This window comes from Cupriavidus sp. CER-90 (assembly GCF_057652055.1).
In genome coordinates this window covers 1,053,412-1,068,913 of record NZ_JBYGYM010000002.1, presented here as the reverse complement: position 1 = coordinate 1,068,913, position 15,502 = coordinate 1,053,412, and the positions used below count along the sequence as shown (strand labels likewise).

Annotated in this window: 13 protein-coding genes; 11 read left to right on the top strand and 2 right to left on the bottom strand. The window is 65.7% G+C overall.

What is annotated here, in order from left to right:
• Positions 1-284: 284 nt before the first annotated feature.
• The 4 genes from icmF to AC24R4_RS15430 all read left to right on the top strand — a co-directional run bounded on the left by icmF (position 285) and on the right by AC24R4_RS15430 (position 5,263).
• Positions 285-3,581, top strand: coding sequence for a fused isobutyryl-CoA mutase/GTPase IcmF (gene icmF / locus AC24R4_RS15445; protein ID WP_400393986.1), 3,297 nt, complete (start codon positions 285-287; stop codon positions 3,579-3,581).
• Between the two features lie 100 nt (positions 3,582-3,681).
• Complete coding sequence (locus tag AC24R4_RS15440) at positions 3,682-4,119, top strand: HIT family protein (RefSeq protein WP_400393987.1); 438 nt, start codon at positions 3,682-3,684, stop codon at positions 4,117-4,119.
• Positions 4,120-4,210: 91 nt separating this feature from the next.
• Positions 4,211-5,065: a 3-hydroxybutyryl-CoA dehydrogenase gene (locus AC24R4_RS15435; protein WP_400393989.1), complete on the top strand. Its 855-nt coding sequence runs from the start codon at positions 4,211-4,213 to the stop codon at positions 5,063-5,065.
• Between the two features lie 24 nt (positions 5,066-5,089).
• Positions 5,090-5,263, top strand: coding sequence for a hypothetical protein (locus AC24R4_RS15430; RefSeq protein WP_487523325.1), 174 nt, complete (start codon positions 5,090-5,092; stop codon positions 5,261-5,263).
• Between the two features lie 13 nt (positions 5,264-5,276).
• On the opposite strand, the gene AC24R4_RS15425 is transcribed toward AC24R4_RS15430, so the two are convergent.
• Positions 5,277-5,957: a Crp/Fnr family transcriptional regulator gene (locus AC24R4_RS15425; protein ID WP_153949055.1), complete on the bottom strand. Its 681-nt coding sequence runs from the start codon at positions 5,955-5,957 to the stop codon at positions 5,277-5,279.
• A gap of 240 nt (positions 5,958-6,197) precedes the next feature.
• On the opposite strand from AC24R4_RS15425, the gene AC24R4_RS15420 reads away from it, so the two are divergent.
• From AC24R4_RS15420 to AC24R4_RS15390, 7 genes are all read left to right on the top strand, one after another.
• A complete protein-coding gene (locus tag AC24R4_RS15420) occupies positions 6,198-8,162 on the top strand; it encodes an AMP-dependent synthetase/ligase (protein WP_400393754.1) in 1,965 nt (654 codons plus the stop codon).
• A 17-nt stretch (positions 8,163-8,179) separates the two neighbouring features.
• Positions 8,180-9,121: an ABC transporter ATP-binding protein gene (locus AC24R4_RS15415; RefSeq protein ID WP_400393756.1), complete on the top strand. Its 942-nt coding sequence runs from the start codon at positions 8,180-8,182 to the stop codon at positions 9,119-9,121.
• Positions 9,122-9,139: 18 nt separating this feature from the next.
• The gene (locus AC24R4_RS15410; protein WP_092603043.1) at positions 9,140-10,054 is read left to right on the top strand and encodes a branched-chain amino acid ABC transporter permease; all 915 of its coding nucleotides are present in this window, start codon (positions 9,140-9,142) and stop codon (positions 10,052-10,054) included.
• An 83-nt stretch (positions 10,055-10,137) separates the two neighbouring features.
• On the top strand, positions 10,138-11,214 hold the full coding sequence (locus AC24R4_RS15405) for a branched-chain amino acid ABC transporter permease (protein ID WP_400393757.1): 1,077 nt from the start codon (positions 10,138-10,140) through the stop codon (positions 11,212-11,214).
• A gap of 42 nt (positions 11,215-11,256) precedes the next feature.
• On the top strand, positions 11,257-12,594 hold the full coding sequence (locus AC24R4_RS15400) for an ABC transporter substrate-binding protein (protein WP_400393759.1): 1,338 nt from the start codon (positions 11,257-11,259) through the stop codon (positions 12,592-12,594).
• A 304-nt stretch (positions 12,595-12,898) separates the two neighbouring features.
• Positions 12,899-13,714: an ABC transporter ATP-binding protein gene (locus AC24R4_RS15395; RefSeq protein WP_400393760.1), complete on the top strand. Its 816-nt coding sequence runs from the start codon at positions 12,899-12,901 to the stop codon at positions 13,712-13,714.
• Positions 13,715-13,733: 19 nt separating this feature from the next.
• A complete protein-coding gene (locus AC24R4_RS15390) occupies positions 13,734-14,984 on the top strand; it encodes a phenylacetate--CoA ligase family protein (protein WP_487523324.1) in 1,251 nt (416 codons plus the stop codon).
• Positions 14,985-15,012: 28 nt separating this feature from the next.
• On the opposite strand, the gene AC24R4_RS15385 is transcribed toward AC24R4_RS15390, so the two are convergent.
• Positions 15,013-15,492 (bottom strand): YbaN family protein, encoded by a 480-nt coding sequence (locus tag AC24R4_RS15385; RefSeq protein ID WP_400394836.1) that lies wholly within the window; start codon positions 15,490-15,492, stop codon positions 15,013-15,015.
• Positions 15,493-15,502 lie beyond the last annotated feature (10 nt).

Below are 15,502 nucleotides of genomic sequence, written 5' to 3'. Positions count from 1 at the left end.
CTGGGATCCGGAGCCGCCTTCGTCACCTTCGCCGACCTCCCGCGGCGAAGCGGCGGCTTCCGGGCCCTTCTTCCGCATTCTTCCCCCGTATTCCCCGCATTCCCCCTTTTTCCGCCCCTGCCGCTGTGCGACGATGCCAGCCATGCCCTCGGTGCTTTCCCGCGCCCCTGGACTTACGTTAACGTAAACGTCATATAATCGTCCGGCCCCTGTCAGCGCGGTCGCAGAACCGCCGGCGCATCGCCAGCATGGGCAGCCAGCCACATAACAGAGCGGTGGAGACCATGACTGATCTTTCGGATGTGAGCAGGACGGCGGCCGCCCGGCCGCGGGCGACCCCGGCAACCCAGGGGCAGGGCCCGGCCAACAAGGTGCGCTTTGTCACCGCCGCGTCGCTGTTCGACGGCCATGACGCATCGATCAACATCATGCGGCGCATCCTGCAGTCGCATGGCTGCGAAGTGATCCACTTGGGTCACAACCGCTCCGTCCACGAGGTGGTGACCGCCGCCTTGCAGGAAGACGTGCAGGGCATTGCCATCTCCAGCTACCAGGGCGGCCACGTCGAATACTTCAAGTACATGATCGACCTGCTGCGCCAGCACGGTGGCGAACACATCCAGGTGTTCGGCGGTGGCGGCGGCGTGATCGTGCCCGACGAGATCCGCGAACTGCAGGCCTACGGCGTGGCGCGCATCTACAGCCCCGAAGACGGCCAGCGCATGGGCCTGGCCGGCATGATCGCCGACATGGTGCAGCGGTGCGATATCGACCTGACGCGCTACGCGCCGTCCACGCTCGATGCGGTGACCGCTGGCGACCGTCGCGCGCTGGCGCAGCTGATCACCGCGCTGGAAAACGGCAAGGCCGCGCCGGCGCTGGTCGGCGCGCTGCAGGAGCGGGCCGGGGCATCCACCACGCCGGTGCTGGGTATTACCGGCACGGGCGGGGCAGGCAAGTCGTCGCTGACCGACGAACTGATCCGCCGCTTCCGCCTGGACCAGCAGGACGCGCTTTCCATTGCCGTGATCTCGATCGACCCGTCGCGGCGCAAGTCCGGCGGCGCGCTGCTGGGCGACCGCATTCGCATGAATGCGATCAACCATCCGAACATCTTCATGCGGTCTCTGGCCACGCGCGATGCCGGCTCGGAGATTTCGCAGGCGCTGCCGGATGTGATCGCGGCCTGCAAGGCGGCCGCGTTCGATCTGGTGATCGTCGAAACGTCCGGGATCGGCCAGGGCGACGCGGCCATCGTGCCGCATGTGGACCTGTCGCTCTACGTGATGACGCCCGAGTTTGGCGCGGCAAGCCAGCTGGAAAAGATCGACATGCTCGACTTTGCCGATTTCGTGGCGATCAACAAGTTCGACCGCAAGGGCGCGCAGGACGCCTGGCGCGACGTGGCCAAGCAGGTGCAGCGCAACCGCGAGCAGTGGCACGCCCGGCCCGACGAGATGCCGGTCTACGGCACGCAGGCATCGCGCTTCAACGACGACGGCGTGACCATGCTCTACCAGGGGCTGGTGGCGTCGCTGGCCGGGCGCGGCCTGCATGTCGGGCCGGGCGTGCTGCCCAAGCTGGCTGGCCGCATTTCGACGGGCCAGAACGTGATCGTGCCGCCGTCGCGCAACCGCTATCTGGCCGAGCTTGCCGATACGGTGCGCGCCTACCATCGGCGCGTGGCCGAACAGAGCCGGCTGGCGCGCGAACGTCAGCAACTGCGCGCCGCCGGGGCAATGCTGAAATCGTCGAATAGCGATGCCGACGGGCAGGCGCTGGCATCGCTGGCCGCCGAGCGCGAGGCGTCGCTGGGCAGCGTGGAGCGCAAGCTGCTGGCGATGTGGCCGCAGATGCAGGCCGCCTACAGTGGCGACGAGTACGTGGTCAAGATCCGGGACAAGGAAATCCGCACCGGGCTGGTGACCACCACGCTGTCCGGCACGAAGATCCGCAAGGTCGTGCTGCCGCGCTTCGAGGACGAAGGCGAAATCCTGAAATGGCTGATGCGCGAGAACGTGCCGGGCAGCTTCCCGTACACAGCCGGCGTCTTCGCCTTCAAGCGCGAGGGGGAAGACCCCACGCGCATGTTCGCGGGCGAGGGCGACGCATTCCGTACCAACCGCCGCTTCAAGCTGGTGTCCGAAGGCATGGACGCCAAGCGCCTGTCCACCGCGTTCGATTCGGTCACGCTCTACGGCGAAGACCCGCACGAGCGCCCCGATATCTACGGCAAGGTGGGCAACTCGGGCGTGTCGATCGCCACGCTCGACGACATGAAGGTGCTGTACGAGGGCTTTGACCTGACCAGCCCCAGCACGTCGGTATCGATGACCATCAACGGCCCGGCGCCGACCATCCTGGCCATGTTCATGAACACGGCCATCGACCAGAATCTGGACAAATTCCGAGCCGATAACCAGCGCGAGCCGACCGCCGACGAAGAGGCCAAGATTCGCGCCTGGGTGCTGCAGAATGTGCGCGGCACGGTGCAGGCGGACATCCTCAAGGAAGACCAGGGGCAGAACACCTGCATCTTCAGCACCGAGTTCTCGCTGAAGGTGATGGGCGATATCCAGGAATATTTCGTCCACCACCAGGTGCGCAACTTCTATTCGGTGTCGATCTCGGGGTATCACATTGCCGAGGCCGGCGCCAACCCGATCTCGCAACTGGCCTTCACGCTGGCCAACGGCTTCACCTTCGTGGAAGCCTACCTGGCGCGCGGCATGCATATCGACGACTTCGCGCCGAACCTGTCGTTCTTCTTCTCGAACGGCATGGACCCCGAGTACAGCGTGCTGGGCCGCGTGGCGCGCCGCATCTGGGCCGTGACGATGCGCGACAGGTACGGCGCCAACGAGCGCAGCCAGAAGCTCAAGTACCACATCCAGACGTCGGGCCGGTCGCTGCACGCGCAGGAGATCGACTTCAACGACATCCGCACCACGCTGCAGGCGCTGATCGCCATCTACGACAACTGCAACTCGCTGCACACCAACGCCTATGACGAAGCGATCACCACGCCCACGGCCGAATCGGTGCGCCGGGCGCTGGCCATCCAGCTGATCATCAACCGCGAATGGGGCGTGGCCAAGTGCGAGAACCCCAACCAGGGCAGCTTCCTGACCGAAGAGTTGACCGATCTGGTGGAAGAGGCGGTGCTGCAGGAGTTCGAACGCATCGCCGAGCGCGGCGGCGTGCTGGGCGCGATGGAAACGGGCTACCAGCGCGGCAAGATCCAGGAGGAATCGCTGTACTACGAGCAACTCAAGCACGACGGCACGCTGCCCATCATCGGCGTGAATACCTTCCGGAACCCGAATGGCGACCCGACGCCACAAACGCTGGAACTGGCGCGGTCGAGCGAGGCGGAAAAGCAGAGCCAGCTGACCCGCCTGGCGGAATTCCACCGCCGCCATGCCGGGGATGCCCAGGCCATGCTGGACCGGCTGCGCCAGGCCGTGATCGACAATGGCAATGTATTCGCGGTATTGATGGATGCGGTGCGCGTGTGCTCGCTGGGGCAGATCACGCATGCGCTCTTCGAGGTAGGCGGCCAGTACCGTCGCAACATGTGAAAAAGCCGCCGTGAATGGCGGGCGGCCGGTTCACGGCGCGGAGCACTGGGGCTACACTCTTTGCTCCGTCGCCGTCAGGCCATCCATTCCCGAGACACCCATGCAAGCCGAGTACGACAGCAACAACATCTTCGCCCGCATCCTGCGTGGCGAACTCCCGTGCTTCAAGATCTACGAGGACGCCGACGCCATCGCGTTCATGGACATCATGCCGCAGTCCGACGGCCACGCACTGGTGGTGCCGAAGGAGGCTGCCGTGGATCTGTTCGGGCTTTCCGAAAAGGGCGCGGCCGCGGCGATCCGCGCCACCCAGATCGTGGCGCGCGGCGTGCGCGAGGCCTTCCAGCCGGACGGCGTGGTGATCAGCCAGTTCAACGGCGCGGCGGCCGGCCAGACCGTGCCGCACGTGCATTTCCATATCGTGCCGCGCTATGCGGACCAGTCCCTGCGCGGCCATGCCCGCCAGCAGCAGGACATGGAACTGCTCAAGCAGCATGCCGCACGCGTGGTGGCGGCCCTGGCGAAGCTGCAGGGCTGAACGGCCGCCCCTCGGCCGCCACTTGGCCGCCCCCCGGCAGCACCGAATCAAGCAGACCCATCCAATCAGTGAAATAGCAAGGAAGCGAGACATGGCAATCAAGACAGTGGGCATCGTGGGTGCCGGCACGATGGGCAACGGCATTGCGCAGGCTTGCGCGGTGGCGGGCCTGGACGTGGTGATGGTCGATATCAGCGACGCCGCCGTGCAGAAGGGCATCGCCACGGTGGCCGGCAGCATGGACCGCCTGATCAAGAAGGAAAAGGCCACCGAGGCCGACAAGGCGGCCGCGCTGGCGCGCATCCACGGCAGCACGTCATACGACGATCTGAAGCGCGCCGACATCGTGATCGAGGCCGCCACGGAAAACTTCGACCTGAAGGTCAAGATCCTGAAGCAGATCGACGGCATCGTCGGCCCCGACGTGATCATTGCGTCGAATACGTCGTCGATCTCGATCACGAAGCTGGCCGCCGTGACGTCGCGCGCCGACCGCTTCATCGGCATGCACTTCTTCAACCCGGTGCCGATGATGGCGCTGGTGGAGCTGATTCGCGGCCTGCAGACCAGCGACGCCGCGCACGCCGATGTCGAGGCCCTGGCGAAGCAGCTGGGCAAGTACCCGATCACGGTCAAGAACAGCCCCGGCTTCGTGGTCAACCGCATCCTGTGCCCGATGATCAACGAGGCGTTCTGCGTGCTGGGCGAAGGCCTGGCGTCGCCGGAAGAAATCGACGAAGGCATGAAGCTGGGCTGCAACCATCCGATCGGCCCGCTGGCCCTGGCCGACATGATTGGCCTGGATACGATGCTGGCGGTGATGGAAGTGCTGTACACCGAGTTCGCCGATCCGAAGTACCGCCCGGCGATGCTGATGCGCGAAATGGTGGCCGCGGGCTACCTGGGCCGCAAGACCGGCCGCGGCGTGTACGTGTACAGCAAGTAAGCCCGCCGCGCGCACGACGTGCTGGTGCTGGGCTTCAGCCGCGATCCCGACGACGTGCCGCAGCGCACGCGCCATCTGCGCTACGTCACGGCGACGGGCGAGGACGACAACGCCCGGCTGGTCCGTAGCAGCGGCATTTCGCGCGGCCTGCAGGCGCGCCGCGAGGCGTACTGGGCGTGGGTGCGCAGCGAAAGGTAGCCGCCTTGCGCCGTCATTCGCCGTACTGTCGCAGCCCCTCCAGGTCGAGCACGTCGATCACGCCATAGTCCACGCGCACCAGGCCCTGCTGTTCCAGCACCTTCAGGGCCTGGTTGGCACGCTGGCGCGAAATGCCGGCCAGCAGGCCGATCTCTTCCTGCGAGATTTCCAGCGTCGAGCCGATGCTGGGATACAGGTGTTCGTTGAACAGCGATGACACCGCACGGGCCACGCGCGAATCGATGTCGAGCAGCCGTTCGTATTCGACCGCCGCGATGAACTGGCCGAGCCGCTCGTTGAACTGCATCAGCAGGAAGCGCGTGAACGGCAGGCTGGTATCCAGCAACCACTGAAAAGTCTCGCGTGGGACGAAAGCGATACGTGAACGCCGCAGCGCCATCACGTCGTACTTGCGGATTTCCTGCTTGAGCACGGCGCCTTCGCCGAACCAGCCGCCGGTTGGCACGCCGGTGAAGGTGACCGACTTGCCCGACGGCGACACGGTGGTGATCTTGACGATGCCTTCCACCACGCCCAGCCAGTGCTCGGCCATTTCACCTTTGTGACAGACGTAATCACCTTGTGCGTATTCGCGCACGGTCATCACACGTTTGACACGGTCGCGCTGTTCCGGGCTGAGGTCGGCGGCCCAGGCACAGCGGTCGATGAACGAGAAGGGGTCGGCGGCAGGCATTGCGCTCCCGTAGGGATTAACCCGGAATTGTCGCCGGCGCGACAACCCGGCGGAATGGCATCGGCTATCTTACGATCACCCGGAACCGCCCCTGCCATCAATCCTCACCCAACAAGGCAAGGCGGGCGTGATGCGGTGCGGCAATCGTCGCACCGGACAAGGCGCCCAGTATAGCGACCGGTCTGGCGGCTTGATACCCGGCATGGTCCCTAGGCCATTCGAAGGGGAGAGGAGACAGCGATGCAGGAATCGTCGGCAACGACCTTTCCGCGATGGCTGCTGGCGCATGCCCGGCAGCGGCCCGATCATCCGGCCTATCGCGAGAAGGATCTCGGTATCTGGCAGACCTACAGCTGGCAGCAGGCAGCGGCCGAGGTGCGCGCGCTGGCCTGCGGCCTGGCGGCGCTGGGCTTTCGCCGGGGCATGAACCTGGCCGTGGTCGGCGACAACCGTCCGCGCCTGTACTGGGCGATGACCGCCGCGCAGGCGCTGGGTGGGGTGCCCGTGCCGCTGTACCAGGACGCCATCGCGGGCGAGATGGTCTACGTGCTCGACGACGCCGAGATCGAGTTCGCCATCGTCGAAGACCAGGAGCAGGTCGACAAGCTGCTCGAAGTGGAATCGCAGCTGGCGTCGCGCGGCCGCGCCGTGCGCCACGTCATCTACGAAGACCCGCGCGGGCTGCGCGACTACGATCATCCGTCGTTGCTGTCTTACGCACGCGTGCAGGAAATCGGCCGCGAATTCGATCAGGCAAATCCAGGGTTTTACGATGCGCAGGTGCAGGCCGGCGCGCCCGATGACACGGCGATCATCCTCTACACGTCGGGCACTACCGGCAAGCCGAAAGGGGTCTGCCATGCGCATGCCGGCCTGATCGGGGCCGCGCGCAACGGCTGCCAGTTCGACGGGCTCGGCGCCGATGACGACGTGCTGTCCTATCTGCCGATGGCCTGGGTAGGCGACAACCTGTTCTCGTACGCGCAGGCCATGGTGGCCGGCTTCACCGTGAACTGCCCGGAGTCGCGCGAAACGGTGATGACCGACCTGCGCGAGATCGGCCCCACTTACTACTTTGCACCGCCACGGATCTATGAGGGGCTGCTCACGCAGGTCATGATCCGCATGGAAGACGCGGGCTGGGTGAAGCGCCGGCTGTTCCACTGGGCGATGGACGTGGCGCGCCGCTGCGGGTCGGACATCCTCGACAAGCGGCCCGTGCCGGCGCTGGATCGCCTGCGCTACGGAATTGGCGAAATTCTGATCTACGGCCCGTTGCGCAACGTGCTGGGCATGAGCCGTATCCGCGTGGGCTACACGGCGGGCGAGGCCATCGGGCCGGACCTGTTCCGCTTCTACCGGTCGATCGGCATCAACCTGAAGCAGTTCTACGGCCAGACCGAGACCTGCGCCTATGTGTGCCTGCAGCCGGACGGCCAGGTGAAGTTCGATTCGGTGGGGCCGGCCGCGCCGGGCATGGAGATCCGCATCGCCGACAACGGCGAGGTGCTGGTGCGCGGCGTGGGGCTGCTCAAGGCCTACTACAAGCGCGACGATGCCACGCGCGAGGCCATCAACGACGAGGGCTACTTCATGACCGGCGACGCCGGCGTGATCGATGCCGACGGGCACCTGAAGATCATCGACCGCGCCAAGGACGTGGGCAAGCTGGCCGACGGGTCGATGTTCGCGCCCAAGTACATCGAGAACAAGCTCAAGTTCTTCCCGTACATCAAGGAGGCGGTGGCGTTTGGCACCGGCCGCGACCGCGTCTGCGCGTTCATCAATATCGACTTCGATGCGGTGGGCAACTGGGCCGAGCGCCGTCACCTGCCGTATGCCGGCTACGTGGACCTGGCGGGCCAGCCCGATGTCATCGCCATGATTGCCGAATGCGTGGAGCAGGTGAACGCCGACCTGGCTGCCGACGCGATGCTGGCCGGCTCGCAGGTGGCGCGCTTCCTGATCCTGCACAAGGAGCTGGACCCCGATGACGACGAACTGACGCGTACGCGCAAGGTGCGGCGTGGCTTTATCGCCGAGAAATACGCGGTGCTGGTGGACGCGCTGTTCGCGGGCAAGCCGGAGCAGTTCATCGACACGCGCGTGAAGTTCGAGGATGGCCGCGAGGGCAGTGTGTCGGCCACGCTGAAGCTGGTGGACGTCAAGCGATTCCCGCCCGTGGGCGGGGCGCGCGCGGCATGAGACAGGGAGACGCACAGATGACGGCAACCCAGACAGCGTGGCAGGGCGGCATGACCCGCGTCGATGCCACGGGCGCCATGGCGTCGCCCGGCACCCTGGCCCCGCCCGGCCATGCGGACACCGTCCACGGCGACAGCCCGCGCACCGGCGAGGCCCATCGGCCCGACGCCCCGGCCCACGCCAGCACGCGCGGCGACGTGATTCTGGACCTGCAGAACATCTCGCTGTCGTTTGGCGGCGTGAAGGCGCTGACCGATATCTCGTTCGATGTCTGCGAGCACGAGATCCGCGCCATCATCGGCCCGAACGGCGCCGGCAAGAGTTCGATGCTGAACGTGATCAACGGCGTGTATCACCCGCAGCAGGGTCGCATCGTGTTCCGGGGGCAGGAGCGCCGCAAGATGCATCCGACGGCCGCCGCCCGCCAGGGCATCGCGCGCACGTTCCAGAACATCGCGCTGTTCAAGGGCATGACCGTGCTCGACAACATCATGACGGGCCGCAACACACAGTTCCGCACCGGCCTGCTGGCCCATGCGCTGTGGTGGGGCCCGGCGCGCGCCGAGGAAATGCGGCATCGCCGCAAGGTCGAGGAAGTGATCGACTTCCTGGAAATCCAGGCCATCCGCAAGACGCCGGTGGGGCGCCTGCCGTACGGGCTGCAGAAGCGCGTGGAGCTGGCGCGCGCGCTGGCGGCGGAGCCTTCGATGCTGCTGCTGGACGAGCCGATGGCCGGCATGAACGTGGAAGAGAAGCAGGACATGTGCCGCTTCATCCTGGACGTGAACCAGCAGTTCGGCACCACCATCGTACTGATCGAGCACGACATGGGCGTGGTGATGGATATCTCCGACCGCGTGGTGGTGCTCGACTACGGCAAGAAGATCGGCGACGGCACGCCGGTCGAGGTCAAGGCCAACCCCGACGTGATCAAGGCCTACCTGGGCACTTCCCACTGAAGAAATCAGGAAACTACGATGACATTCTTCTTCGAAATCCTGATCGGCGGGCTGCTTTCGGGGCTGATGTACTCGCTGGTGGCGCTGGGCTTCGTGCTGATCTACAAGGCGTCGGGCGTGTTCAACTTCGCGCAGGGCGCGATGGTGTACTTTGCCGCGCTGGCGGTGGTGGGGCTGATGGACAAGGGCCTGCCGATGTGGGCGGCCGTGATCGGCGCCTTTATCGTCATGATCGTGGTCGGCATGAGCACCGAGCGGCTGGTGCTGCGCAAGCTGGTGAACCAGCCGCCGATCACGCTGTTCATGGCCACCATCGGCCTGTCTTTCTTTCTGGAAGGCCTGGGACCGCTGCTGTTCGGCAACGAGGTGCGGCCGATCCAGCTGGGCATCGTCGATGAGCCCATCGAGTCGATTCTGACCCACTTCAATATCGTGGTGTCGAAGTTCGACCTGGCCGCCGCGCTGATTGCCGCCGTGCTGGTGGCGGTGCTGGCGCTGTTCTTCCAGTACACCAAGGTGGGCCGCGCGCTGCGCGCGGTGGCCGACGATCACCAGGCGGCGCTGTCGCTGGGCATTCCGCTGCAGAACATCTGGGCCATCGTCTGGGGCGTGGCCGGCTTTGTCGCGCTGGTGGCGGGCATGCTGTGGGGATCGCGCAACGGGGTGCAGTTCGCGCTGACGCTGACCGCGCTCAAGGCGCTGCCGGTGCTGATCCTGGGCGGCTTTACGTCGGTGCCGGGCGCCATCGTCGGCGGGCTGATCATCGGCGCATCGGAAAAGCTGGCCGAGATCTATATCCCGCCCGTGTTCCAGTCGGCGTTCGGCGGCAACTTCGGCGGGATCGAAGGCTGGTTCCCGTATGTGTTTGCGTTGCTGTTCCTGCTCGTGCGGCCAGAGGGGCTGTTCGGAGAAAAACACATCGACCGCGTATAGCGCAGCAAATTGAAGTCGCGCAGCGACGGCCGCAAGCCAAGGCATCCGCGTTGCCGTCACGCATGCCGAGATCGGAGAATTTCATGCTCTACCGCGAATCCGGACAGTTCAAGACCAGCTACGTTGCCGACAGCCAGATCTTCCCGATCCGGCAAGATCGTATTTTCTTTGCTTTGTTGATGGTGGTGGCGTTCGTCGTCATCCCGTTCGCGGGCAGCGAGTACTGGTTCAACGCCATCCTGACGCCGTTCCTGATCTTCTCGCTGGCGGCGCTGGGCCTGAACATCCTGACCGGCTATGCCGGACAGCTGTCGCTGGGCACGGCGGCCTTCATGGCCGTGGGGGCCTATGCGGCCTACAACTTCCAGCTTCGGATCGAAGGCATTCCGGTGGTGCTGACGTTCATCCTGGCCGGACTGTCGTCGGCACTGGTGGGCGTGGCATTCGGGCTGCCGTCGCTGCGGATCAAGGGCTTCTACCTGGCCGTGGCCACGCTGGCCGCGCAGTTCTTCGTGGTGTGGGCGCTGACCAAGTTTCCCTGGTTCTCGAACAACAGCTCGTCGGGCGTGATCACGGCGCAGCGGCTGGACCTGTTCGGCGTGGCGATCGATACCCCGATCAGGAAGTACCTGTTCGTGCTGGCCATCGTCACGGTGCTGGCGATGCTGGCCAAGAACCTGGTGCGCTCGGCCACGGGCCGCGCCTGGATGGCCGTGCGCGACATGGACGTGGCCGCCGAGGTCATCGGCATCCCGTTGATGCGCACCAAGCTGCTGGCTTTCGCCGTCAGCTCGTTCTACTGCGGCGTGGCCGGGGCGCTGTACGCGTTCTGCTACCTGGGATCGGTGGAGCCTGACGGCTTCTCGCTGGACCTGTCGTTCCGCATCCTGTTCATGATCATCATCGGCGGCGTGGGCAGCATCCTGGGGTCGTTCCTGGGCGCGGCATTCATCCTGCTGCTGCCGATCTTTCTCGATAACGTGCTGCCGACGCTGGCCGCGCTGCTGCACCTGCCGTTCACCAACGCCACGGTGTCGCATATCCAGCTCATGGTATTCGGCGCGCTGATCATCTTCTTCCTGATCGTCGAGCCACATGGCCTGGCCCGGCTCTGGCAGATTGCCAAGGAGAAGCTGCGCCTCTGGCCATTCCCGCATTAGTCGTTCCCATAACAACGCCCGTTCGAGGTGAAGGAGACTGTGATGACAACCGTATTCCGCAATGTGCAGCGCGCCGCCCTGGTGGTCAGCGTCGCGGCTGCGCTGCTGGCGCCGGCCCTGCCGGCCCTGGCGCAGGCCAATGACCAGTTCGTGGCGCTGCCCAGCTACCGCGTCGGCCCGTATGGCTCGAACGGGCAATCGTTCTATGGCGGATTTGTCGATTACCTGAACTACGTCAACCTCAAGGAGGGGGGCGTCAACGGCGTGAAGCTGTCGTGGGAAGAGTGCGAGACCGAGTACAACAACGCCAAGGGCGTGGAGTGCTACGAGCGCCTGAAGGCCAAGAACGGCCAGAGCAAGGGCACCGCGTACCACACGATGTCTACCGGCATTTCGTACGCGCTGGTCGACAAGACCGCCGCCGACAAGGTGCCGCTGGTGATGATGGGCTACGGCCGCACCGATGCCGTCGATGGCTCGGTGTTCCCGTACGCGTTCCCGCTGGTCACCACGTACCAGATGCAGGTGTCGGCCATCGTCAAGTACCTGGCGTCGAAGAACGGCGGGTCGCTGGCCGGCAAGAAGATCGTCTACCTGTATCACGACTCGGCCTACGGCAAGGAACCGATCGTCGCGCTGGAGGCCGAGGCCCGGCTCGGCAAGTTCAACCTGGTGGAGATTCCGGTGGCGCACCCGGGCAACGAGCAGGGCGCGCAGTGGCTGAAGATCCGCCAGGAAAATCCCGACTACGTGATCTTCTGGGGCTGGGGCGTGATGAACCAGACGGCACTGAAGGCAGCCCAGAAGGTGGGCTTCCCGCGCGAAAAGATGATCGGATCGTGGTGGGCCGGCTCCGAGGAAGACACCACGCCGGCCGGCGACGCCGCCAAGGGCTACATGAGCGCCACGTGGAATGTGGCCGGCAAGAGCGTGCCGCTGATCGCCGATATCGAGAAGGTGGTCTACGGCGCCAACAAGGGCAACATGCAGGACCGCAACAAGGTGGGCTCGGTGCTCTATAACCGCGGCGTGTCGGCGGCGGTGGTGACGGTGGAGGCGATCCGCGTGGCGCAGGGCAAGTTCGGCAAGGGCAAGGTCATGACCGGCGACGAGATGCGCTGGGCCTTCGAGAATCTGAACCTGACCAGCGCGCGCCTCCAGCAACTGGGCGCCACGGGCCTGCTGCCCGAGATCAAGACCAGCTGCGACAACCACGAGGGATCGGGCAAGGTGAAGATCCAGCAGTGGGACGGCACCAAGTGGGTGGTGGTGTCGGACTGGATCGAAGGCAACAAGAACCTGATCCACCCGCTGTTCAAGGCCACGGCCGCGCAGTACGCGAAAGAGAAGGGCATCACGCCGGCCTGCATGAAGTCGTAGTGTCGGCTTGGTGGCGGTTTTCTCCCCTCTCCCGCAAAGCGGGAGAGGGGAGTGGACTAGCAGCATCTGAAGCACCATCAGTTTTTTCTCCCCTCTCCCGCTGCGCGGGAGAGGGGCCGGGGGAGAGGGTATTGAGGCTCAAATTGCGACGTGCCGAGTCTTGATGCGCCGGGCCCTCTCCCCCAACCCCTCTCCCACAAGTGGGAGAGGGGAGCGGATCAGCAGCATCTGAAGCACCATCAGTTTTTTCTCCCCTCTCCCGCTGCGCGGGAGAGGCGAGCAAAAACCAGTACAGGGACGAGACATGACCCTTCTATCCGTCAACAACATCGAAGTCATCTACGACCACGTGATCCTGGTGCTCAAAGGCGTGTCGCTCGATGTGCCAGAGGGCCGCATCGTGGCGCTGCTGGGCGCCAACGGCGCGGGCAAGACCACCACGCTCAAGGCCATCTCGAACCTGCTGCACGCCGAGCGCGGCGATGTCACCAAGGGGTCGATCGAGTACCGCGGCCAGCGCGTGGACCAGCTCACGCCCAACGACCTGGTCAAGCGCGGCGTGATCCAGGTGATGGAAGGCCGCCACTGCTTCGCGCACCTGACCATCGAGGAAAACCTGCTGACCGGGGCCTATACGCGCGGCCTGTCGCGTGGCGAGACGCGCGACGCGCTGGAGAAGATCTACGACTACTTTCCGCGCCTGAAGACGCGCCGCAAGTCGCAGGCCGGCTATACCTCGGGGGGCGAGCAGCAGATGTGCGCGATTGGGCGGGCCATGATGGCCAAGCCGTCGATGATCCTGCTCGACGAGCCGTCGATGGGCCTGGCGCCGCAGATCGTGGAGGAGATCTTCGAGATCGTGCGCGACCTGAACTCGCGCGAGCGCGTGAGCTTCCTGCTGGCCGAGCAGAACACGATGGTGGCGCTGCGCTATGCCGACTACGGCTACATCCTCGAAAACGGCCGCGTGGTGATGGACGGCGAAGCCGAATCGCTGCGCACCAACGAAGATGTCAAGGAGTTCTACCTGGGCGTGGCCGCCAACGACGCCGAAGGCGGCGCGCGCAAATCGTTCCGCGACGTGAAAAGCTATCGCCGCCGCAAACGCTGGCTGGCCTGAATCTCCCCTGGACACCGATATGGCTGAATACTTCGATTCGCTGGAGACGCGCGCGCCTGCGGAGCGCGAAGCCGCGCTGCTTGCCGCCGTGGCGCGCCAGGTGGCGCATGCGCAGGCACATGCACCGTATTTTGCCGAAATCCTGGGCGACTTCGATGCACGCGAGATCACCTCGCGCGATGCGCTGGCGCTGCTGCCGGTCACGCGCAAGTCCGAACTGAGTGCGCGCCAGCGCGTGGTGCCGCCGCTGGGCGGCCTCAATGCCACGGCGCTGGGTGGCCTGCGCCATGTGTTCCAGTCGCCGGGGCCGATCCACGAGCCCGATGGCTTTGCCGCCGACTGGTGGCGCACGGCGCGCGCGATGTTCGCGGCCGGCTTCCGGTCCGGCGAGCTGGTCTACAACACGTTTTCGTATCACTTCACGCCGGCCGGGATGATGATGGAGTCGGGCGCCCACAAGCTGGGGTGCTGCGTGTTCCCGGCGGGCGTCGGCCAGACCGAATCGCAGGTGCAGGCGCTGGCCAGCCTGCAGCCCACCGCCTACGCGGGCACGCCATCGTTCCTGAAGCTGCTGATCGAGAAAGGTGACGAGATGGGGCTGCCGTGCGCCAGCCTGTCCAAGGCACTGGTGTCGGGCGAGGCCTGCCCGCCCGCACTGCGGGGCTGGCTGCAGGACCACGGCATCACGGCGCGCCAGATGTACGGCACGGCCGATGTCGGCTTGATCGCCTTCGAGACCGACGGCGGCGACGGCTGGGTGGTGGACGAGGGCGTACTGGTCGAGATCGTCGAGCCGGGCGGCACGAAGCCGATGCCCGAGGGCGAGGTGGGCGAGGTGGTGGTCACCGTGCTGGGCAACGGCGACTACCCGCTGATCCGTTTCGGCACCGGCGATCTGTCGGCCATCGTGGCCGAATCGTCGCACCGCGCCAGCCCGTGCGGGCGGACCAATATCCGGCTGAAGGGCTGGCTGGGGCGCGCCGACCAGACCACCAAGGTCAAGGGCATGTTCGTGCATCCGGGCCAGGTGGCCGAAGTGGTGCGGCGCCACCCCGAAATCCGCGCGGCGCGGCTGGTGGTGACCGGCACGATCGGTGCCGACGTGATGACGCTCCATTGCGACACCACGCGCATCGACGAGGGCCTGGCGATTGCCGTGGCCGATTCGATGCGCGAGGTAATGCGGCTGCGGGGAGAGGTGCGCTTCGTCCCGCCGGGATCGCTGCCGCAGGACGGCAAATCGATCGAGGACGCGCGCAGCTACGACTGATTGCCGTGGCGCAGGGCCGGCGGCGGCCCTACGCTTGCGACGAAGGGCCGTCGCTGGCGTCGGGATAGCCGCCGCGCGGCCGAGTGGGCAGCCGTACCATCCAGACCGTTACGGCGATGCCGATGGCGATCAGCGTCAGCGACGACACGGGCCGTGCGCGCAGCAGCCAGGCCGTGATGCTCATCGACGTCCACATCATCGACAGCGCCAGGCACTTGGCGCGGAACGGAATGCTGCGGTGGGCCTGCCAGTCACGCACCAGCGGCCCGAATCGCTCGTGCGTGATCAGCCAGTTGTGGAATTTTTCCGACCCGCGCGCAAAGCACGCGGCCGCCAGCAGCACGAACGGCGTGGTCGGCAGCAGCGGCAGGAAGATGCCGATAAAGCCGAGCACCAGGCTGATGACGCCCAGCGTGACCCAGAACGCGCGGATCACGCGCTCCCGGTGCGTGAGCGTGCCGGGCAGGTCGGTGGGGCCGGTCGGTGTTTCGGGGTCGGAAGAAGGCAACGGTTCAGGA

Coding starts and splice junctions, on each gene's coding strand:
- icmF (WP_400393986.1), top strand. CDS start 285: ATGACTGATCTTTCGGATGTGAGCAGGACGGCGGCCGCCCGGCCGCGG.
- AC24R4_RS15440 (WP_400393987.1), top strand. CDS start 3,682: ATGCAAGCCGAGTACGACAGCAACAACATCTTCGCCCGCATCCTGCGT.
- AC24R4_RS15435 (WP_400393989.1), top strand. CDS start 4,211: ATGGCAATCAAGACAGTGGGCATCGTGGGTGCCGGCACGATGGGCAAC.
- AC24R4_RS15425 (WP_153949055.1), bottom strand. CDS start 5,957: ATGCCTGCCGCCGACCCCTTCTCGTTCATCGACCGCTGTGCCTGGGCC.
- AC24R4_RS15420 (WP_400393754.1), top strand. CDS start 6,198: ATGCAGGAATCGTCGGCAACGACCTTTCCGCGATGGCTGCTGGCGCAT.
- AC24R4_RS15415 (WP_400393756.1), top strand. CDS start 8,180: ATGACGGCAACCCAGACAGCGTGGCAGGGCGGCATGACCCGCGTCGAT.
- AC24R4_RS15410 (WP_092603043.1), top strand. CDS start 9,140: ATGACATTCTTCTTCGAAATCCTGATCGGCGGGCTGCTTTCGGGGCTG.
- AC24R4_RS15405 (WP_400393757.1), top strand. CDS start 10,138: ATGCTCTACCGCGAATCCGGACAGTTCAAGACCAGCTACGTTGCCGAC.
- AC24R4_RS15400 (WP_400393759.1), top strand. CDS start 11,257: ATGACAACCGTATTCCGCAATGTGCAGCGCGCCGCCCTGGTGGTCAGC.
- AC24R4_RS15395 (WP_400393760.1), top strand. CDS start 12,899: ATGACCCTTCTATCCGTCAACAACATCGAAGTCATCTACGACCACGTG.
- AC24R4_RS15390 (WP_487523324.1), top strand. CDS start 13,734: ATGGCTGAATACTTCGATTCGCTGGAGACGCGCGCGCCTGCGGAGCGC.